Below are 22,850 nucleotides of genomic sequence, written 5' to 3'. Positions count from 1 at the left end.
GAGCAATGTTTAGTTTATTTAAGAATAAAAAACAATCTCAACCGGCTATCGTAAGACGAGACGAACATGGTTATGTTGGTAAAACTCGTTTACGTCCTGACTTTTTGAAGAAGAACATAAATTCGCGGGAAAGCGTAGCACTTGATCACTGGATTCAAGAGGGTTTTGCAAATGCCAATCGACAAATAAAAATTGCCAGTAATCCAGCAAGTAATGGTGAAACAAGTTTATTTTATATGGCGGGTGGCGAATCAGAATCGTCTTTAGTAGGCGTGATTAAGCCGAGTTTAGATAGTAGTGGCCGTTATTACCCCTTTGTGAGTTTTGTGCATTGTGGTCAAGATGTTATAAAGCTGCATCCTTCAATGCTGTTTATGAATAACACTCAGAGTATTGAGTCACTAATTGGTGTTACTAGTTCGTTGCATGAAGCAGATTCTACCGAAAAGATGGACGCCGTTGCGGATCATTTAAAACCAATAGTAGAACAGTTTAAACAATCTCCGAATATCAATGAGCAAGTAAACCGATTCCGACAAATACCAATGTCAGTGCTATGGCAGGCAATTGGATACGATGACGTAAATGATCGCGCTCAACTTATTCATGAGTCATCAGCTATTTTACAGTCTATGGCTAACAGAGGGTGTTTACGTTCGCAGTTCGGCTTGCGTTTTCCAATGCCGCATTTTACCCATGAAAACGCTATTTTAGGCGCATTCTGGCTACATTTAGTAACAATGATTGTTGCTGATCATAATTGGCGACCATGGTTTTTTTATCATTTCAACGAGCAGTCGCAGCAAACGAGTATGACAATTTTTGCTCGTCCAGTACCTGCTTCCTGTTTTGAAAGTATTTGGCATATAAATACAAGTACCAAAAGTGTTGTTGATTTAACCTCACTAACGTTGAATACAGAATGCAGCGAGAAAGCAATGTCTTTGGCTAAAATGGACAATGTGAGTATGTATGATGCACTAAGGCGTTGGTGCAAAGCATGAGTATATATACATACAATAATTGGGACGAGTGGTTATCCGACCTCGCTAAACCGCTAGAGTCATTACCTTGTGGTGAAGACTTGAAATATGAAGAAGACTTTAAATACTTAAAATCTAGCTTTTCGAGCTTAGCCGATGTGGATTATAAGAAAGTATTTACGGTAGGTACGGATTTACTGTCTAAAAAGTCAAAGGATATCCGAATAGTTGGTTACGTAATGTCTGCTTCTTCAAGTGAGTTTGGAGTAGCAGGTGTTGCGAATGGTCTTGCACTTTTCAATCAATTACTTCGCGCACACCAAGAGGATATTCATCCAACAAGTGCTAAAGCAAGAAAGTCAGTTCATACATGGTTATTAGGACAGCAGTCGCGCTTAGTCGCAATGCTCGAACAACAAGGCAGTTACGAGCGTGACGATTTAACGACTTTAAAAGAAGCACTTGTAAAGTATGGCACCGAATCAGTTGGTTTGTTAGATGAAAATGGTGGTCCGCTATCTGAAGTGGGGCAATGGGTTGATAAAAAGCTTAAAAGCATGCCCGCACCTGTGGTTAAAGAAGAAGTTAAAAATAATACACCTGATTCACCAGCACACAGTAAACAAGAACAGAATACACAAGCACATAACACATCAGCGGAAGCGCAGCCTAGCGCGTCATTACAACAAGTTGCAGTTAGTAAAACGTTAGACTCTGATGCTGCTTACTTTGAACAATTAAGATCTTTGTTAACTTATGATAAAGATCAGAACAATTTTGCACGTGCTATTAGTTTGAGTCGAGCCGCTCGTTGGGGGGATGTCAAAATTCCACCAAATGAAAATGGCAAAACTCGGATACCTGCTCCTCGGTCTGCTGCGTTTACGCCCATTAAAAATGCATTATCAAATAATGACTACAAAGAAGCATTATTAAAAAGCGAAGCCTTATTTTTAGAAGGTGCGATGCATTTAAATCTTGATCTACAGCTGTTTGTTTATAAAGCATTAAAAGGCCTCCAAGATATTCAATTACAAAAACAGCATGAGCTTTTGCTCTTTTCGTTAGTTGAACGTTTTTCAGACTTAACCAAGTTATGTTATGACGATGGTTCAGCACTGTGTTCAGCAGCTACAAAAGATTATATCGAAGGTATAAAAACAAGTTATCAAGCAGGTCATTCTCAGCAGCAAGAAGACGATATTTTCAGTCAAACTGCGGAATTAGCACAAGCAGAGCTTGATAAAGGGCAATTAGAAAAAGCATTACAAATAATAGCAACAATGCCAGTGTTGGATGATTTCGAAAAAGCGCGAAAATCATTGCTACAAGCGCAGTTTTGCATTAAAGCAGAAAATTATATTTTTGCCAAACCAATATTGGAACAATTATTAACAACTGTTAATAAAAACGAAATTAATAAATGGCAAAAAGATTTTGTTATGTTAGTATGGCGGGCATCGGTTCAGTGCTTCGATGCTTTATCAGAAACTGTGAACGATGATTTTTACAAGCGCTCGCAAAACATTAAGGAGCTGATGATTGTGACTCAGCCCGAATTAGCATTGAGTTGGTTATAGAAATCATTCCATTAACCCAGAGTTAATATAATGATTTAGTTGTCGGAAATTCTAATTTAAAAGGGAAGAACATGTCAGACACATTTCAAAAAGAAATTCCAAGAGCACGCGTAAATATATCGTTGGAGCTGGAAACAAATGGCGCATCTAAGAAAAATGAACTGCCTTTAAAGATGTTGCTTGTTGGCGATTATTCAAATGGCCAGAACGAAGCTGACTTCACAGAGCGCGAGCGCGTAGCAATTGATAAAAATAATGTAAGCCAAGTACTTAAAGATATGGCTCCAAAAGCTAAGTTTATGGTCGATGATAAAATAAATGGAGAAGGGGCAATTGGTGTAAACCTTACCTTTGATTCTTTCGATTCATTTGACCCAGAGCATGTTGCTGCTCAAGTGCCTGAGCTTAATAAAATGATGGCAATGCGTAACTTGTTGCGTGACCTCAAGTCAAACCTACTTGATAACTCTTCACTAAGAAAAGAATTAGAGCGTGTACTTCAAAACAAGCCAGAGCTTGATGAGCTAAAAGCAAAACTTGATGAAATCGCTCCGTTACTATCTGAAAGTAACGCTGATAAATAAGGAAGTTAATCAATGACAATGCAAGAAAACTTAAACGTTGCCGCAACAGTTGAAGAAGAATTAACTAAAAGCACATACGAAAATATTTGTGGTTTAGTAGATATCGCTCCGGTAGACGACCAAATAAAGTTAGATAACTTTAGAGATGCAAATAATTTAGCTGAAACAAGAGCTGATGAGCGCTTAACCGCAGCTTTAAATGTATTTTTAGATATGGCTCGTGATAGCAATGTATCACGCATCGATAAAGGCTTATTAGATAACTATGTTTCGAAGATTGATAACATTATCTCTGAGCAATTAGATCAAATTTTACATCACCCAGAGTTCCAGAAAGTGGAATCTGCATGGCGCTCAGTAAGATATCTCATTGATCGTTATCCGGCAAATGCCAACGTAAAAATTGAGCTACTTGATGTTGATAAAGAAACATTAAGGGATGACTTCGAAGAGTCACCTGATACAACTCAGTCAGCTATGTATAAACATGTTTATACGGCAGAGTTTGACACTCCAGGTGGTGAGCCAATTTCAACAATTGTCTCTAACTTTGAATTTGACTGTTCAGCACCAGATATAAATCTATTACAAGAAATTTCTCGTGTATCTGCTGCAGCGCACTGCCCATTCTTAGCGAGTGCAGGCCCACGCTTTTTCTTGAAAGACTCGCTTGAAGAAGTATCTAAGATTCAAGATTTGTCTTCTTACATGGAACGAGCTGAGTTCTTACGCTGGAAAAACTTTAGAGAATCAGAAGATTCACGTTATATCGGACTAACTTTCCCGCGCTATCTACAACGTTTACCTTATGGTGAAAATAACCCTATCCGTAACTTCAACTATGAAGAAGATGTTTCTGGAGAAAGCCATAATAAATATTTATGGGGCAATGCGTCTTTCCCATTCGCTGCAAATATTATTAATAGCTTCCATAAAAATGGTTGGGCAGTAAATATTCGAGGTCCTCAATCGGGCGGTAAAGTAGAAAGCTTACCATTGCATTCATTTGAAGCGGGTAAGGGCTTAGAGACTAAAATACCTACTGAAGTGCTGATCTCTGAAACAAAAGAATTAGAATTTGCAACGCAAGGCTTTATTCCACTAAGTTATTATAAAAACTCTGACTTTGCCTGTTTCTTCTCTGCAAACAGTACACAAAAACCTCAAGAGTTTGATACCCCTGAAGCAACAGCGAATGCGCGTATTAACTCTCGCTTACCATATATCTTTTTAGTATCGAGAATTGCGCATTATTTGAAGGTTTTACAACGTGAGAATATTGGTTCAAGTAAACCTCGTCACGAGTTAGAACAACAACTTAATGATTGGCTTGGTTCGTTAGTTACTAAGATGACAAACCCGGATGAAGAGCTGATTGCTACACACCCGCTAAAAGAAGCAAAAGTGGTGGTATCAGAAATTCCGGGGAACCCTGGTTATTATCGTGTTAATACGTTCGTTGTACCGCATTTCCAAGTGGAAGGTATTGACGTAAGACTTGCACTTGTTGGTCAAATGCCGGGTGAGAAGTAATCTTCTAGCTTGAAAGAATTTGTAGAAGGATGGTGGCACCCATCCTTCTACAAGCACCCCATTGGCATAAAGCGGATCGCGTTTTGTGGGGCACTCTAAATACTAACTGTATTGTTGAGTGAATGCCATTAAATAGGAAACTGTAATTAAAAATAAGGAGAATGTAATAATGGCAATTCCTGCGTATATGTGGCTTAAAGATGATCAAGCAAACGACATCAAAGGCTCTGTAACAGTGGCTGAGCGTGAAGGTTCAATTGAGATTTTGCACTTTGATCACGAGTTACGTATCCCAACTGACAATGACACAGGTGAACTAACAGGTACTCGTAAGCACGAACCTTTTGTTATCACTAAGTCAGTTGATGCAGCAACACCGTACCTTTATAAAGCTTGTGCTAACGGTCAAACGTTAAAGCAGCTTGAACTTAAATGGTATCGTATTGATGACACTGGTACTGAAAAAGAGTACTTCTGTCACAAACTTGAAGATGTGAAAATCACTTCAATTACTCCAACAATGCATAACGTTAAAGATTTAGACAAGGAGCGTTACCCGCACCTTGAAACTGTGTCTATCCGTTACAAGCGCATTACTTGGACGTACCTTGATGGAAACATTGAGTTCTCTGATTCTTGGACTGAAGGTCGTTAAGATCTAAGTTTAAAGGTCAACTGTATAGTGCCAATAATATTGGCACTATTTATGGCTTAACAGAGGAATCGATATGGCTTTATTCGATATGTTAGCGTCTAGCTCTAAGCAATCCTTCGAAAATACCCAGGCTTCAGAAGAAATCAATAGTGTTTGTAATCATATTAATGAACTGTTGAATTCGCGCCGAGGTGTATTAAAACATTTGCCAGATTATGGCTTGCCAGATGTTCAGAATATCTATGAAGGCTTACCTTACTCGCAACAAGACTTAGCCGCAGAAGTAAAGCAACTCATAGAGAAATATGAAACACGAATAATTAATGTAACTGTAACTCCAGTTGAAATTAGTCAGTCAGACTATGTGGTTAAGTTAGAGATTTATGCTCAGTTATACAGTGGGCTAGACATTACACTTGATACAAAATTTGCCACTGGCGGTAAAGCAATAGTAAGCAACTATTCATCATAGCAACGCGCAAATTTTTACGCTTATATATTGTTGGAATTTTATAGCTTTAAGGATCTTCTTTTATCATGCAGCAGTATTTTGATGCACAGATGCGTCTTTTAACCCAAGCAGGAAAGCAATTTGCTGAGCACTACCCAGAGCATGCTGGGCAACTAAACATAGATTCATTAAAAGAACGTGATCCTCATGTTGAGCGCTTGCTTGAAGGTGTTGCTTATTTAACTGCGCATATTCAAAAGAATTTAGATAGCACCTTACCTGAAGTCTCAGAACAAGTATTAAGACAACTTTGCCCTTCAATGTTGAATTTTTATCCTTCAACAGCGACCCTAAAGTTTTACCCAAAGTCTTCGTTACAAGAATCTATAGTAGTGCCAAAAGGTAAAGAGATTTCTTCTTCTGGTGATAAAAGTGATGAGGATAATGAGAGCGATAAAGCAAGTTCTAGCAAAGAATCTAAGGTTGTATGTGCTTTCACCACTACCAGCAATACCGTTGTTGTTCCACTTGAAATTGATAAAGTCACTTATCAAGATGCATTCAACGCCTCAGAAATAAGAATTTCCTTTAAATGGTTAGTGCACGGAGATAGGTCTAAGTTTGATCTCTCAACCATTCGTTTATTTTTGCAAGGGGATACGCCGCTAACCAGCAGCTTGTTCCACTTTTTAACAACGGGCGTAGAACATATAAAAGTAGACTTCGGGCAAGGGTATTCGGAATTTAATACTTATCTTAAGAACAAGAGTTGTGAATTAGAGTTTTTAGAGAACACCGGAGCAATCTTACCTAACTCTAGTCAGAGTCATCCTGGTTACGCGTTACTACTTGATTACTTTAATGCTCGAGAGCGTTTTGACTTCTTAAAACTAACTGGTTTAGACAATATTGAATTTCCTGAAAATGCTGAAAAGTTTGAATTGGTTTTTAAGTCTCAAGTTAAAATGCCACCCGGACATCAGCTGAATAGTAAAAATATTCAACTTAATTGTGTCCCCATCGTTAACTTATATAAAGCAGATGCAGAACCTATTAGACTTGAAGCTAATCGCACAGACTATTTGGTTGTCGCAAATCGAAATAGTATTGATTCCATTTTTGTCTATTCAGTCAATAAAGTCACGGGTATTGATAAACAAACTGCAACTAGCAACGATTACATACCCCGCTATAAAAGTGTTTTTGGTGATGATCTTCGGTTATTTACGGTTAATATTAAAGATATTGGCGCTCAAGTACCTTCACAATATATCCAAGTTCCTTTTGAGCAGAGTGCAAATGATGAAAGTTTATCTGTTCAGATTCATGCTTCTAACGCGGGGTGGCCACGACATGTATTGCGTGAAGGTGACTTAAAAAATGCAGGTGAAAACTTATCTAACTCGCTGACCGTGGGCAATATATCTCGGCCTTCATCATTTAAAGAAGCTCCTACACCCAATATGCAGTGGAAGTTTATTAGCCTTTTAAACCTAAAATTTGCTTCGTTATGTAACGCTGATGACTTAAAGCGAATTTTAGCATTATTTGACTGGTCTGATAGAACAGAGAACCGCCGCCGTATTGAGTCAATTCAACATATAAGCACACACGCAATCAATCAAATTAAGCGTGGTGTGTTTATTTCTGGCGTAGAAATAAAGCTGGTTATAGACGAAAGTAAATTTGTGTGTAAGTCAGACATTTATCACTTTTGTACATTACTGCACCAGTTTTTTGTTATGTACGCGCCAATCAATCAAAGTGTACAAACCAAGGTTGAGTGTATTCCTAGTTATAACGAATTTGTATGGCAAATTGAGCCAGGCAAAGGTAATCAGTTGTAGGGGGAGTGATGCAGCCAAATTGGGAAAAGCTACCAGATAGTATTGAACAACTTATCCAAGCACCGTGGAAGTTTAGTTTTTATAAAGCAATAAGCTTATTAGAGTCACACTGGGCAGAAAAAGGTGAGTTGGCAGCTGGGTTAAGCTCGCGTGTACTTATTACCAATTATGAAGGACTGGGTTTTCCTGCATCAGATTTAAGGCAGTGTGAGTTATTGTCGGGTAAGCGAGGAGTAATAAAATTAGCGACCAGTTACCTTGGCTTGTATGGCGTAGATTCGCCAATGCCACACTATTTACTTGAATTAACTCAGCAAGATGAAAAAGAAGCACAGCGTACTCGTGCGTTTCTGGACTTGTTCAACCACTCTCTTTATTGCTTACTTTATCAAACTTGGAAAAAGTCTCAGTTAAATTTAAAAGGGCTAGGCTCCAATCAGTTCGATCAATTATTAAATGTAATTTTAGCTGAATCAAAACAAAGAAAGGTTAGTAGCGGCGTAGCAAGTTTAAAACAAGTAAGCGCAGCAGGCCTTCAAGAGCTACTTAGACAAGAACTCGCAATCAACGAAGTGTGGGTGCTTGATAATCAGCCGAATTGGATAACGATAGATACCGCCTCTCAGTTAGGTGATGAATCAAGTATGGTGCTTGGTAACTCAATTATTTTAGGTAATAGAGCACTGGTGTCTGGTGGACAAGTCACATTAAAAATAGGGCCTTTAACGCCTGAACAGGCAAACGACCTAGAGCCAGGTAGCCCAGGCGGAGCAAACTTATGCCGACTGATGCAAAGCCAACTTTCTGCAGATGTGCCTTGGCACTGTTCTATAAAAATTAATCAACCTGCACGCCCCGCACAATATATGGGTGATCCGATGATTATGCTCGGTTACACCAGTTTTTTAGGCGATGCAAAATCAACAATTGAAACTAAATCTTTTACTCAGTCACAATACGCAACGTTGGCTGCTTAAATAAATAGGAAAGTATGATGGATGTACATGGAATCAAACAACTTATTGATAAATTAAACGGTCATAGTGCTACAGCATTAGAGGCAGCGGCTAGCTTTGCATCAAGCAGAAGCCACTATGAAGTATTGCCTGAGCATTTATTGATTAAGTTAATGGAAGAAGGGGCTAATGGTGACCTTGAGCGAATCTTCCATTTTTTTGAAGTGAATCAAGACGCAGTTTGGCAGCTCATTTTACAACATCTAAATACTCAACCTGCGGGTAGCAAGTCTAAACCTGTATTTTCAAGACGCTTATATGATTGGTTAGAAAAAACATGGTTAGCCGCAAATTTATATTACGATGGCGACTGGATAACAGGTGTTGCGTTAGTCGACACATTGATTGACTTGGCGGCACTTAGCCCTGTACTCGGATTGTCAGAATTATTAAGCAAAATTGATCAGCGCTTTTTGCGTGAAAACCAAGAAAAAATTTGCAAAGGTTCTTGTGAGCGATTTAGCAACGCAAAAGAGTCGTCGGCCAATCAATTGTCCTCAACACATGCTAATCATCAGCAATCACAAGGCAGTGCTCTTGCAGACTTCTGTGAAGACTTAACAGAAAAAGCGGCGCAGGGAAAAATCGATCCTGTGCTTGGCAGGAACGATGAAATAAGAATGATGGTGGATGTACTTTGCCGTCGCAGAAAAAACAACCCAATTTTAGTTGGTGAGCCGGGTGTAGGTAAAACCGCTGTTGTTGAAGGCATGGCTCAACGCATTATTGACGGACAAGTGCCTGAAGAGTTAAAGCAAGTAAAACTATTAACTCTAGATTTAGGGCTGTTACAAGCGGGCGCTGGTGTTAAAGGTGAATTTGAACGTCGATTAAAGCAAGTTATTGATGAAGTAAAAGAGTCTGCAACACCAATCATTATGTTTATTGATGAAGCGCATACGTTAATAGGCGCAGGCGGTGATGCAGGCATGAGCGATGCTGCTAACCTCTTAAAGCCAGCATTAGCAAGAGGTGAATTACGCACTGTTGCTGCTACCACATGGTCTGAATATAAGCAGTATTTTGAGCGTGATGCAGCGCTTGAACGTCGCTTCCAATTAGTTAAAGTTGACGAGCCAACTCAGCAAGCCGCTAAGCTGATGTTGTCAGGTTTAAAAGACAAATACCAGTCGCATCATAATATTCAAATTACTGATGACGCCATTGAAGCGGCTGTCACACTTTCAGCACGTTATATCACAGGTAGACAGCTTCCAGATAAAGCCATTGATGTACTCGATACAGCCGCTGCTAGAGTGCGAATGTCTGGTGCGACAGAACCAGCATTAATTGAAACGGAAGTAGAGCGACTAGCTTACCTCCAGCGCAGAATTGATAACCTAAAAACGGAGCAAAGCCAAGGCTTAGCGGTTGACCAAGCTTTGATTATTCAGATTGAATCTGAGCAAGCAACATGCATTGAAAACTTAAATGAAATGCAAGGCCTGCGCCAGCAACAAATTGATTTATTGGCACGGATTAATAACGTAAAAACAGAACACTCTAGCCAAGATATGAGTGAACTATTGCTTGAGCTACGCAGCCAACTTAAAGCTGTTAACGTTGATGGCAATGGCTTGTTTTCTGAAGTTAATGCTGACTCTGTATCAGAAATTATCGCCGAATGGACAGGCGTGCCAGTTGGATCAATGGTTAAAGATGAAGTAAATACTTTAATTACATTAGAAAGCAGCTTATCTAACAGTGTTATAGGCCAAGATGCTGGCTTACAGCGTATGGCGCAATCACTGCGAGTTGCAAAAGCTGGGGTGAGCCCAACAGATGGTCCTTTAGGCGTATTCTTACTAGTTGGCCCTTCAGGTGTAGGTAAAACAGAAACTGCAAGAGCATTAGCTGAAAATCTATTCGGTGGTGAAAAGTTCCTAACTACAATCAACATGAGCGAATATCAAGAGGCGCACACCGTTTCGCAATTAAAAGGCTCTCCTCCGGGCTATGTGGGTTATGGACAAGGAGGTGTATTAACAGAAGCAGTACGTCAACGCCCATATTCTGTTGTGTTACTTGACGAAGTAGAGAAAGCTCACGCAGATGTAATGAACATGTTCTATCAAGTGTTTGAGCGCGGGTTTATGCGAGATGGTGAAGGCCGCGAGATTGACTTTAGAAATACCGTGATCTTAATGACTTCTAATTTAGGTGCCGACACGTTAATGCGCCATTGCCAACCTGAAGATGGCTTTGAAGACGCCGAAAGCCTACTTGCTGAAGCAAAAAAATCCGTTGAAGAAAATAGTCTTGAAACTGAAGAAACGCCAACAGCTCTTGAAGATCAAACAGAGCAGGAAATTAATGATGAAGATGTATTTATCAAGCCCTCAATCACCGAATTAACCGACATTATTAAGCCCGATTTACTACGTTACTTTGCGCCTGCGTTACTTGCCAGAATGCAAGTAATACCATTCTATCCATTAGATAATGACGCGCTAAGTAACATTGTTGCGTTGAAGCTAGAGACAGTAGCGGCAAGAATTGTGGAAAACCACAATATGCAGTTTAGGGTGGATAAAGATGTTATTGCACACTTAACAAATCAGTGTGCATTGTCTGACTCAGGTGCACGTATGGTTACAGCCATTATCGAACAGCAAATTTTACCTGGTATTGCACGCTCAATACTAGAGTTTATTGCTCAAGATGACATGCCTGACATTCTTACTTTATCACTGGGTGAAGACGGTAACATTGACGCTATTTTTGCAGATAACCAACCTGTAGCATAAGGATATAAAAAATGACCCCAGATGACTTTTTATCAACCATAAAGGCGAATGAAAGCCAATTTAGTTTATTAATGAGCGGCGTTAATGATGACGACATATCAGTAAGTGATTTCGAGTTTGAGAAGGATAGTCTATGCGAGGACTATTGCTTAACAATTAATATTACTTGCCAACACCCGATTGATAAAAAGTCATTGATAGGTAATACAACCAAATTATCTATAGTTTGGGGGACTCAGGACCAAACGATTTCAGGTGTAGTCTCTGATATTATTTCTCGCGGTGAAAATAGTGAGGGCAATCAGTATTTAGTGACAATTAACTCTATATTACGCCCGTTACAACATACGTTGAATAATCGTGTATACACAAATATGACAGTGGATAAAGTTATATCAAGTGTACTAGAAAAGTCTGGCTTTAACATGGCTCAATTAGACATGCAGGCAACAGGGCCAGAGTTAGAAATGATTGTTCAATATGAGGAGTCAGATTACGATTTTATTTCTAGATTAATGCGTAAATTTGGCTTTGTGTATAGCGTTATAGAAGTTGATGGCAACGCAAAATTAATTGTGTGTAATGAAATAGCTGAGCTGACTTCACAAACCAAGAAAGTCACATTGTCTTATCAAGCCTCAACTGGCACTGTTCGTTTAAGTGAATCTGTGTTTGGCATTTGTTGTAACGTAAAGATGTTGGCAGAGTCATTTGCTGTGTCTGATTATAATTATGAACAAAATGCGGTTATTAATACACAAACGCAAAACACATCGAGCATTAATGGCTTTGGTCATTCTTCACATTATGGAGAAAATGTAAAAAGCAATAGTGAAGCCGACGCAATTGCAAAGACAATGCAAGCTGCCGAAGACAGCATTAGGCGTTCATTAATTGTTGATACAGATTGTCGTGCGCTTAGAGCGGGCACCATTTTAACGATTAAAGACCATGATGAATATTCAGGCGATTACTTGGTCATTTCAGTATCACACAGGGGCTCCCAACGTGGTGGTGTAAATTATGGAACCGGCGTGGGCGACTTAAATTATAAAAACCAATGTATAGTGGTTCCTGCCGACACTAATTACAAAGCAAAATTATTACCCAATAAGCGTGTTTTCACTACGTTTAATGCCACTATTGAAGAAGAAATAGATGACTTAGGGCGTTACGTTATAAATCTGCCATTTAATTTTGATGGTGAAGGAAATCCTAGCAAGCCAGTTCGCTTAATGCAGCCTTATGGTGGCGCAGGGCATGGTATGCACTTCCCACTAAGCAAGGGAACAGAGGTTGTAATTGCAGGTGAAAATGGTGACTTAGATCGTCCCATTATTTTAGGCGCGCTTTATAACCAACAATCGCAAAGCCCAGTTAATAGCAACAATCCAACCGAAAATAAATTAGTCACCAAAGCTGGCCACACGTTTGTAATGGACGACAAGTTAGGTGAAGAAAAAATTTCGTTATATACCAAAGATAAAAAGAATTTACTGCAATTAGATGCAACTTCTGGCGCACATCAAACCTTAATGCAATCAAAAGAAGGTGAGGTGAAAATTCAAGCCAAGAAACAAATTAGCATGACTGCAGAAGGTAATCATGAAGTTGTTGCTGGCGGCCACATGTCTACTAGAGTCGAAGGCTCAATAAAAATTCAATCGCGTGAAGACAGCATAGAGCTTAAGTCGGCGAAAGACATTGCATTTACGGCTGAGAGCAATATTCGCCAACAAGCAGTTGAAGGTAACTTTGAAGTGCAATCTGCGCAGAAATTTACCGTACAAGCTGAGCAAGATACAAATATCCACTCGAAAACAGGCAATTTAACATTACAGGCCGATAAGGGAGATCTTGCATTAACATCAGGTAGTAATGTCACATTACAAAGTACCGGCAACGGAAGCATTCAGCTTTTACAAGGTAGCGGTTCTGTTGAAATTGATAAAGGTGGCAACTTGAATGTAGATGCCAGCACAATAACGCTTTCAGCTGGCAATATCGTCATTAAAGGTAATGCGGTTACCAACAACTAATTAATTCTCAAGAACAGATATTATTATGAACAATACCATTACCAAACTTACACAGCATACTATTCCTGAAATGGCCGAAGTTGTCAGTATTGACCAGAAGGGTAGGATACTTGCCGTACGCTGGTTAGAACTGTATGAAATTATTGGCGTTGTAGCGCAAGCAAAACACATAAGTAAAGCGGAAGTGGGCGATCATGTGTTAGTTCAAAATACGAAACAAGGCGTGATTGTCACTTGTTTGTTAGCAACACAAAGTGAGCCTCCAGCTGCAAATATTAAAGACAATGACGGGCATATCCAAATTACAGCCGCCAAAAGTGTCACTATTTCCACCAAAAAGGGGTCAATAGAAGTCAATCAAGATGGACAAATTTATTTGGATGCAAAATTGATTACAGCAGACAGTGAAAATGATTTAACGTTGTCGGGTTGGCCAGTTCGCCTTAATTAGTCATCTTGTGTTAAGTGGTAAGCATTCCTCATGTTTGAAACAGTAAGCAAAGTAGCAATCCATCAACAGCAATTTAAACTGCTGCTTAAGCGAAGAGCTAAACTTGTAAAGCAACCTATATTCGATGCAAAGTTGCAGCATAAAATTGAGCATAAGTTATTAGTACATGCTTATACAATTGCGTTCTCTGATGAGGCAAGCCAGCTTGCAAATGTAGCGAGTCAAGGAAGTGAATTAGGTATATTTGTTCATTTTTATAAACTATTGTCGGCAGAAAAAACTAGTGGCACTGATAATGAACTCACATTTGTGAATGAGTTGATTGCGTTATATGAAAGTGATCCTGAACAGTTTGAAGTAATGGTGCTGTTATTTGGTTTATTAATCTCGCACTTCACAAATGCAAAAGGCCATGCAGCACAAAGTAATAATGTATGTGACCAACCTTCAAATATTAAGCAATGGGGCATAGATACTGCTGAGCAATTAAAAGCCATTCAGTATTCACAGAGTGAGCGTTACAACTTACTTCAGCAAATATCGCTGAAATGGGATGAGAGCGCTTTAAAAGGTTACCGCCAAAAACTGCTAAATCAACCTGTAAAGGTCGCATTGCCTTTAGCGGGGTTGCTCACTAGCCAGCAGCAAATTCCTCCAACAGAGTTAATTAAACATTACGAGCATGTTTCTCATGAAATCGCACTTGCTGGCTTTATTCTTGGCTTTCAGCGTAAAGATAAAACTGCACCGATGGCTTTATTTAACCGCTTCTCAAATACGGAAGATCCACATCAAAAAGCACAGCTGTTAAGCCTAGCTGGGTTAACACATGATCCTAAGTGGGTAGAACCATGTCTGCTTTTTTGTCAAGCACACCCCGAGTTTACATTAGATGTATTAATTAGCTTCCATGCCAAAGTTTTTTTACCCTTAATTATTCAGCTCATGCAAATACCTAATACTGCGCAAGCTAGTTACCAAGCTTGGCTGTATATTACGGATCGCCCATTAACCATGGAGGCCGCCATCCGAATTGCAGGTGAAAAAACAAATACGTTACGTATGCCACAAGAACAACAAGACAACATGCCTTTGTTACCCAATAAACATCAGGCAGAGTTGTATCGTCAACAATTTATGGAACAACAAGGTGAGCTATTAATTAAAGGTCATTCGCTTGGTTACCATTCTATTCAGGACGAATTAAAAAGCTTTCGAGGAATCGCGATACAACGCGCTCTGTTATTAAATCATGAGGGGCTAGCAGGTTTAGCGAAAACACATTTCAGTAACACTGTTGTATTTAGCCAAGTACTTACTGCAAACCAATATACTCATGTTTTTCATGATACAACAATCAACGGAGTAGGGAATGCTTCATAACTTCACAAATTGGGAAAGTAATACATGTGAAAACTGGAATCAAACCAGCGAGAAAGTGATTACTGTTGTCGTAAAGCAAAGCTTTGAATTTGATGAACAGGGGAATGTTTTTCCCTGCGAATCATCAGAGCCTATCGTGCAGTTTGATGACTTTTCAGGCGAACCAACCTCTTCATCATTAGTATGTGCAAATGAAATGGTTGCGTTTAAACAGGGCTTCGAACTGTATGGTAACTTTGTTGCTTATCCGCCGAAAGATACACCTGCTAAAGTAATAGAAGTAAAGGTCGCATTGATTCAAACTAGCGATCAAGGACAAAAAGAATTAATAAATAAAGTATTGCGCGTTACAGGAAAACGGGTGTGGAAAAAAGGGTTTTTAGGCGCTGTTGCCAGCGATCCTGAGCCGATTACTCAGCAAGTAATTAATTACGAGTCCACTTATGGCGGCACTGTAATTGATGAGCGAAACCCTGAAAAACCACCAAAACTATTTGAACTCAATCCAGCGGGTAGGGGATATAAGCTGAAAAGTCGCCACGCAAAAGGCGTTGAGTTACCACGCGTTGAATATCCGAACGACTTTCAAAAACACCCTGATAAAACCATATCTCCAGCAGGTTATGGGCCCATCCCTCTTTTTTGGGAGCCTAGGTTGTCGTTACAACCAGAGATTGATGAAGCAGCACTAATGAAAGGGGAATATCCTTTTTCTGCTTTACAACCAGAAAATTTATTCAATTATGCACCGCAAGATCAACAAATAAAGAATACGTTTTGTGAAGGGTGCTCGCTTGTATTACGTGGCTTTTTGCCTAATCAGGAATATCAGTCTGAAATCGAATTAAAGCTACCGTTTCTACCTCCTTCGTTAGTATTGGGTTGTGACGATCATTTTTCTTACCTAGATATGGTTTGCGATACCCTGGTGATAGATATCGAATCACAGCGGTTTGATTTAATTTGGCGATATTCTCAGCCGATATCGAAAATTGGCAAGAGCGACGCTTTTTATATACAACCCCCAGAAAAACTAAAGCAGCAATTAGCTAAGCTCGCACAAAATAACACGGCAAATAATACGGCAGAGGGTAAGGTTAAATGATAAATGTATCATGCATCGCAACAGTGAACGCGGCTGGTTGCAATTTACCTGCTTTTTACGGTGCAGTAGAAACAAATATGCTATTCGCAACACCTGCTAGTAGCGCAGTTAAAATTGACGACTCATTAATTAGTTCCTACTTAAGTGTAGAAATTGAAGCACTAACAAACCTAGACCGTAGCTCTCGATTATTAATGCTGTTGGAAGAAGGAATTACGCGTGCTAGTAAATATTGCAACGCGCACCACATTGCAATAGCTAAAATATTAATTGTTAGTCCATTACCAATAGTAAAGACAGAAGAAGATAAAGCAGAAGAAGTTGAAGCTAGCGCCAATTCAGTCAATTCAAATGTCATTACAGATCTTGTATCAACAGCATTTGATAGTGAAACTATTTCAAGCAGCGCTTCTCAATGCATTACTTACACCGACACCCTACCTGCTCTTGACACATTAGAAGATGGCACATTAATCATTGCATTAGACAGCCAAGTTTTAATTGAACAAGCCAGTGAACTAAATAATCACACTATGTTACAAGTAGCAGAAGGGCCTGTAGGTGCGATCGTGGGCGAAGGTTTAGCCGCGTTTTTAATATCAACTGAGCCACTAAACGTTCGTGAAGTGACAAAAAAAACACGCCAAAATAAGCCTACTGCGAATTCAGTCAAAACACTTAAAGCTGATAGTGCATTACAAAGTATTCCATCAGTTGAAATTGCTATTCATCAACAAAATGGTGCAAACGAATTATCGCAGCTTATTAAGCAAGCTGATTTGAAACTTGGGGATCTTGTTATTCATGCTGGTGCTACGTCAGAAATATGGACTAAACAGTGGTATCAAATAACGCAATCGCTTTATCACAAGAATAATCATGACAGCAATCAAGCTGAAATAAAGGAACATAACGTTACACACGCTGAGTTAATTGAACATGATATGTGCTCAGTAGTTGGTTATTTAGGTTGTGCAACTTTGCCAAGCGCATTCGCACTGGCAACGGCATTTTTAACACAACCGATTAATCATGTACCACGTGTGTTTGTAGTGCATTATCAGCTAGCAGCAAATACATCTTATTTTAATCCAACGTTATACACTGTAAGACGGAATTAATTGTTATGCCACAATACATTAACGCCATTGAAGGCAATGAAACGAACTCTATTCAATACGATATTGACGCGAAAACAGCCGACTTGCGAAAAGAAGGCAATACTGCTTGGCGCCACAACAATATCGCTTTGATGCCAAACAATATAATGGCAAAACAAAATGGCTCAATCGGCAGTGTTGCAGGAATAGCTGTTTTTCCTGATAAATCATCTAGCCAAAACGCATTTAAAGCAGAGTTACAAAGGCCAAAGCATCAATCTAAAACAGTAGGCGAAATGATCAATCTGTTTATTGCTGACTATATTGTTGAGCCTCCACAGTGGGACGCAGAAAATAATAAACCCATACTGCCATGGATAGAGCAACAGTCTGGTTTAGATATGCAAAGCTATGTTAGTAGTATTAATGTTGATGATTTTATTAGTTTGGTTGAATCCCACATAGGCTGGCAAGCGGGCACTGAAAAGCAAATTGTTAAAGACCCAGATGCACCTAATCCAACAGTAGCGAAAGTGTCGGGTAATAACGTATTAATTAACGGGCGCACAGCAGTACATAAAGATAGCGGCGGCGTACTTTCTACGGTAGATGTATGTTTAACCCAAATTGGTAATTCAGTGGTGCCCATTCCGTACCCCAATGTAGCAATGTCGAGCGATGCAGATGCCACCGCCAGCTCAGTGCTAATTAATGGAAACCCTGCCTGCCATGTAAAAAGCAACTTCAAGAAAAGTACAGGCGATCAGCCCGGAAACAAAAAAGGGGTTGCCAGCGGTACCATTAAAGAAAAAGCCGAATTTTTAATGGGATCGTTCAATGTGCTAATTGAAGGTAACCCAGCCGTTCGTCAAGGTGACTTAATGGTGTCGAATAACAAAAACACACCTCCGTCTGGTTTAGTACAGCCTCCGGGGCCGCCGCCACAGGGGCTGTCTATTTCTCCAAGAGATGAGAAAACGCATGAAGCAGACCCTGCTCAATCGGTTTTTTCGGTTAATGCAAAAAGCGGAAACTTACTCGTAGGCCAAGGGCGGTTTAAAGTTAAAGCGGGTTCAACAACCAAGCGTCAACTATTAGATAAAGGCGTTGAATAGTATGGAAAATAGACTTTTTGCCCCAATAATTCCTGACGAAAATATGCCATGCAAGCTAGAGTTAGAGCTACCAACGTTAACTGGCAATGCCTTGTGTATACCGTTTGGCTTTTCTGAAACACAACTTCAGTCAAAACCTAAACCTGAAGATCAAGTTCCAAATTTTGTAGCTGTTATTCCCAAGGTATTTAAAGAACCAACGCTAGACAAGAATAAAGCAGGTTATCCTGAATTTGTAGCAATGAGGGCAGATCAAGATGCCCTTTTAGCAACCGAAGCTATTGGTTATTACTATATTTTCATTGATGGCTTTTTATGGCGCGAAATTGCAGCGCTGCCAAACGGTGACTTAAGTGAAGTTGATTTGGCAGAATATCACGATAAAGACGTTCGTCCATTCAGCTCGTTAGCCGCTAAAGAAATTGTTTTCCCTAGCAGAAGTATTGGCTTACTCAATGAAAATAAAACCCTTACTAACCCAATTATTGAAATCGCTTTCTCACGCATTCAGTGGTCTTGGGAGTATGTTATTGCATTAGGCGGAATGTATCAAAAGGATGAACGTTTTAACTTATCGCCCGCGTTAAGCCGATGCGATGACGCTGGATTAGCGACACAACTTCGCCAAAAACGAATGCAAACAATTGATCTGTCTTCAGCGCCAGATTATGAAAATATTGAAAACATGGGTGTGGTTAATGGTGAAGCATGTGTTTATGTACATGATTTATTGGGTATAGCGCAAGACATTGCTACCGATGCTGCCGCAGCACTGGCCATGCTAAAACAAAATCAAAATGCATTAGAGTCAGACGGGTACTACAAATCTGCGATTTTAGCGCACCGATATTACTTTGATGAAGAACTTCATGAAATGGAGCGTTATCATGAAATTAGAGTTGGAATAAGAGAACGCTATAAAAACAGAGACGGGCAAAGCAAAGATCTAAGAGATATTGCTGAAGATTTATGCAGGTATAAATTAGAAAAATATCTTATTGGCGAAGAGCCAGAAGCAGTTTGCGACATACTCGAAGCATATACAAAAGCTAGAGCTACCCTGATCAACATATTTAAACAAGAAGTGGTTAGTGATAACGCGATTACGCCATTTAGTGATTGTTGTAGCCAACAAAACGTACAACCGCCACCAGCATGGGAAGTTGCAACGGTAGATTTTACCAGTCTATCGCTCTTAAACTACACACATGCATTTGAGTTACTTTATAATATGTTGAATATGCACTTGTTGCCCATGGCAGCAACGCCAGTGTATTTACCAGCGATAACTAATAAAGAAAAGCGCGATAACATTACAGCATCAATAAAAGCTGTGATTGCTGATGGTCAGGCAATTATTTCATCGTTAATGAAAAATAAAAAAAGTTGGGTATACACACAATTAATGGCGCCAGAGGGGCTTTATGGTGAAGATGGATCAAAAAATGAACCCGACAAGTCTAAATTATTAACGTCTATAGGCGCATACTCCCCAGAAAAGCTAGATGATAAAAAAGTGTCTCAAGCTGCGATGGAGTCAGAGTATTTTCCTGATCCTATTTTTCCATATTTACATACCTCAGATACAATTAAGCGAGGCATTAATGAATTACTCAATTACTACACACGGGTATTCAAAAATGCGGTAGATAGTGCTGAACAAGTTAAACCTACGATACTATTTCAATTTTTTGCTACAGCGAAGAGTTACTTGCCAGACATGATGGAAGGTAGTCGTATAGGTACGATTGGTCAAGTAGATAAAGATCATGTACTAATAAATTACAGTGTAACCGAGCATTCTTTCAGAGGGTTAATTAAAACAAAAGAAGCAAACAAAGCCGTTATTAACTCGATTAAAAATATTAGAGAAGGCAAGTCCATTAACAAAGGCCATGTTGTTACGCTTTATCACCATATATGGAAAAACAATCCGTCGGTTGCATTTAGTAAAGCCCCCTCAGCCTATGATGCAATATTGCCGCAAACACGTGCAGAAATTGAAAGCATTCTACATGAATTGGCAGACCGAAATATTCTGTATGATGACGTTTATGTGAAAAAAATCCCTGGCATTATTGTTCCTAGGAATAAAATTCCACAAAGTGAAGCCAAAACACTGGGTAATGTGTTTTATGATGATGGTGTTGAGCGAGCACTCAGAGTAACTGATCTAAAAAGCCTCGTGCATACTTCACAGTATGCTATATCATCAATTTTTGCGGGCATTGCGGCTATTAATGCGATTTACACCTATGCGATATATGAACAGAGTTTTGGTGGCAAGTCTGGTGGTTATCAAACTTTTAAGCACTTAGCTACGTTAGGCTCAGTAATCGCAGCAACAGGTGAGTTATGGGATTTATATGCACAAAAAGGGGAAGCGCACCCGTTAACCAAAGCAAGGGCAACTGAGATAGCAAAAACATTTCGCAGAAGAAAAAACACTGCAAAATTCACCATACTTCGTAGCTTCTCAGGGGGTGTAGGTGCAGTTACGGGCGGGCTGCAAATAGTTGATGGATTATCACTTGCGAGTAAGCATGATAAGGATGCAGCCATAGCATCCATTATTGCCGGCGGCTTAAGTATTAGCTCGGCAATTTACAGTGCTATTTACCTTTCGGCAGGACCAATTGGTTGGGCTTTATTTTTAGGCGCAATTAGCATGTCGATTATTGCGACCATGCTAACTGACACACAAGGTGAGCTATGGGCAAAACACAGCCCCTTTGCAAAAGATGAGCCCAACAATAATAACCTAACCAATAACTTAAAAAAGTCTGATACCTTATACAAATACTTATGCTCTTTACTGTTTAGCCCTAGTGTTTCATTAACCTGCGTTAAAGGCTCATACTTTATTGCCGAAGTTAGCTTACCGCACTTTCAAAAAGGGGTGTCGTCAATTTCTGTGCGCATTACTTACGATACTTGGGACACAGCAACTAACATATACAAAGCCGGCCAACCAATAATAACGCATTATGAAAGGGAGGTAGTGTTAGCCAATGCAAAAAAAGACTATACCCCTGTTTATAATGAACATAACCAGCTTACTGCTGCACAGTTTCATTTTGAAATTAACACGCCAAAAACGTTTTTGCTTGACAATGTGCAAGTAACGCCCACTTATGTTCATAACAACGAATTAACTTTACCTATAGATTACACACTATATGACTAGCACAACACGTAAACTAAAAATGGCCGACTTAAAGTCGTATGAAAAAGCGCGTTTATTTTGCCCAGCCCCCAAACAAACATTTTTTAACCGTTTTTTTGAAGCGGTAATAGACGACTCTTTTAGATACCAGTTCACAGGGTTATGTATTACACCAAGTTTATTTGGCGCTTTGAAAGATACGACGACAGACGGTCATTTATTACAGAAACTAACACCGTATGACAAGCAACCAGAGCGTTATATGATTTTAGGGTGCGGCCAAAATGCATGGCGTATGCTTTACTTGGGGGTTCCATTTTTAGGAGGTATAGGTACAATTTGTTCAATTATAATTATCGTCTCTTGGTTTTTTTTCTGGCAAAACGACCCCTTTCCATGGGAGTTACCCAGTCTTACTCTGAGTTGGAATATTATCTGGATGAACCTTATTCCTATTCTTTCGCTACTTGAGCGCCCTCAATTTATGTTTTTTGACCGTGTAAACCAAGTAGTAGGTATGACCAAAAGGGTGGCAAATTCTGAGTGTAAAAGCAGAGACGAATATGGCAACCCTATTTTTGATTGGGATGATATTCGTTGTGACATAGACAGAAAAATGACCACCCCCACCGCTGTTGCCTTTATGCCAGAAATTTACCATCGTGAACGTCAAAAATATCAGTGGTTTAAATCAATCGGCGTGGTGCACGAGTCAAGCGGTAGCGTAACACCAAGCGTACGGTTCTGGGAGAGCTACGTGCGTTTTATGGATAAAACGAAACCACTGCCAGACGTGCCAGAATTTGAAGCTTGCCGCCATTTATGTCCCGTTACCGCAGAGTTTGATAAACAAAATCAGCGACCTGAACGCTACTGGCGGGACATGGGATTTGATCAGCAAATGCAAATTGAAGAAGAATTAGATGAAGAGTGCAGTAAGTTTGATTTACTGGCCGAGCCTCCAAAAGAAGATATTACTAGACCGTGGGAGCGTTGGCCAATAGATGATGCACTAAAAGACAGAATGACCTTTAAAGAGAAGTGCAGGCGTATCATGTATCAACTTTGTGTTGGTGTTCGCTAAGTTAGTAAGCT

General features: G+C 39.6%; 17 protein-coding genes. All 17 read left to right on the top strand.

The window, feature by feature from the left end; genetic code table 11:
- Positions 1-5 precede the first annotated feature (5 nt).
- The 17 genes from tagF (at position 6) to HUU81_RS08765 (ending at position 22,839) form a co-directional block, all read left to right on the top strand.
- Positions 6-1,004 carry a type VI secretion system-associated protein TagF gene (gene tagF / locus HUU81_RS08845; RefSeq protein WP_199608575.1) on the top strand — a complete coding sequence of 333 codons (999 nt, stop codon included), beginning with the start codon at positions 6-8 and terminating at the stop codon, positions 1,002-1,004.
- A complete protein-coding gene (locus HUU81_RS08840; RefSeq protein ID WP_199608574.1) occupies positions 1,001-2,563 on the top strand; it encodes a TssA family type VI secretion system protein in 1,563 nt (520 codons plus the stop codon). Before tagF ends, HUU81_RS08840 begins: the two co-directional genes overlap by 4 nt.
- Before the next feature lie 71 nt (positions 2,564-2,634).
- Positions 2,635-3,147, top strand: coding sequence for a type VI secretion system contractile sheath small subunit (gene tssB, locus HUU81_RS08835; protein ID WP_199608573.1), 513 nt, complete (start codon positions 2,635-2,637; stop codon positions 3,145-3,147).
- Between the two features lie 12 nt (positions 3,148-3,159).
- The gene (tssC, locus tag HUU81_RS08830) at positions 3,160-4,680 is read left to right on the top strand and encodes a type VI secretion system contractile sheath large subunit (RefSeq protein ID WP_199608572.1); all 1,521 of its coding nucleotides are present in this window, start codon (positions 3,160-3,162) and stop codon (positions 4,678-4,680) included.
- 169 nt (positions 4,681-4,849) lie between these two features.
- Positions 4,850-5,335: an Hcp family type VI secretion system effector gene (locus HUU81_RS08825; RefSeq protein WP_199608571.1), complete on the top strand. Its 486-nt coding sequence runs from the start codon at positions 4,850-4,852 to the stop codon at positions 5,333-5,335.
- 73 nt (positions 5,336-5,408) lie between these two features.
- Positions 5,409-5,807, top strand: a complete 399-nt coding sequence (gene tssE / locus HUU81_RS08820; RefSeq protein WP_199608570.1) for a type VI secretion system baseplate subunit TssE — start codon at positions 5,409-5,411, stop codon at positions 5,805-5,807.
- A 65-nt stretch (positions 5,808-5,872) separates the two neighbouring features.
- Positions 5,873-7,633: a type VI secretion system baseplate subunit TssF gene (gene tssF, locus HUU81_RS08815; protein ID WP_199608569.1), complete on the top strand. Its 1,761-nt coding sequence runs from the start codon at positions 5,873-5,875 to the stop codon at positions 7,631-7,633.
- Between the two features lie 8 nt (positions 7,634-7,641).
- Entirely contained in the window at positions 7,642-8,610 is a 969-nt protein-coding gene (gene tssG / locus HUU81_RS08810; protein ID WP_199611917.1) for a type VI secretion system baseplate subunit TssG, read from the top strand.
- A gap of 17 nt (positions 8,611-8,627) precedes the next feature.
- Positions 8,628-11,396, top strand: coding sequence for a type VI secretion system ATPase TssH (gene tssH, locus HUU81_RS08805; protein WP_199612003.1), 2,769 nt, complete (start codon positions 8,628-8,630; stop codon positions 11,394-11,396).
- Between the two features lie 11 nt (positions 11,397-11,407).
- Complete coding sequence (locus HUU81_RS08800; RefSeq protein WP_199611916.1) at positions 11,408-13,435, top strand: type VI secretion system Vgr family protein; 2,028 nt, start codon at positions 11,408-11,410, stop codon at positions 13,433-13,435.
- Between the two features lie 25 nt (positions 13,436-13,460).
- Positions 13,461-13,886, top strand: a complete 426-nt coding sequence (locus HUU81_RS08795) for a hypothetical protein (RefSeq protein WP_199611915.1) — start codon at positions 13,461-13,463, stop codon at positions 13,884-13,886.
- A 30-nt stretch (positions 13,887-13,916) separates the two neighbouring features.
- Positions 13,917-15,269, top strand: coding sequence for a hypothetical protein (locus HUU81_RS08790; protein WP_199611914.1), 1,353 nt, complete (start codon positions 13,917-13,919; stop codon positions 15,267-15,269).
- Positions 15,259-16,374 carry a DUF2169 family type VI secretion system accessory protein gene (locus HUU81_RS08785; protein ID WP_199611913.1) on the top strand — a complete coding sequence of 372 codons (1,116 nt, stop codon included), beginning with the start codon at positions 15,259-15,261 and terminating at the stop codon, positions 16,372-16,374. Before HUU81_RS08790 ends, HUU81_RS08785 begins: the two co-directional genes overlap by 11 nt.
- Entirely contained in the window at positions 16,371-17,495 is a 1,125-nt protein-coding gene (locus tag HUU81_RS08780) for a hypothetical protein (protein WP_199611912.1), read from the top strand. The genes HUU81_RS08785 and HUU81_RS08780 overlap by 4 nt, the downstream gene beginning before the upstream one ends.
- 5 nt (positions 17,496-17,500) lie before the next feature.
- A complete protein-coding gene (locus HUU81_RS08775; protein ID WP_199611911.1) occupies positions 17,501-18,589 on the top strand; it encodes a DUF4150 domain-containing protein in 1,089 nt (362 codons plus the stop codon).
- A gap of 1 nt (position 18,590) precedes the next feature.
- Positions 18,591-21,776: a hypothetical protein gene (locus tag HUU81_RS08770; protein ID WP_199611910.1), complete on the top strand. Its 3,186-nt coding sequence runs from the start codon at positions 18,591-18,593 to the stop codon at positions 21,774-21,776.
- Positions 21,769-22,839: a hypothetical protein gene (locus HUU81_RS08765; protein ID WP_199611909.1), complete on the top strand. Its 1,071-nt coding sequence runs from the start codon at positions 21,769-21,771 to the stop codon at positions 22,837-22,839. The genes HUU81_RS08770 and HUU81_RS08765 overlap by 8 nt, the downstream gene beginning before the upstream one ends.
- Positions 22,840-22,850: the final 11 nt, after the last annotated feature.

This window comes from Flocculibacter collagenilyticus (assembly GCF_016469335.1).
Lineage (GTDB): Bacteria > Pseudomonadota > Gammaproteobacteria > Enterobacterales > Alteromonadaceae > Flocculibacter > Flocculibacter collagenilyticus.
Note: the sequence above shows the minus strand (reverse complement) of the source record. Positions and strands in the feature narration are given on the sequence as shown.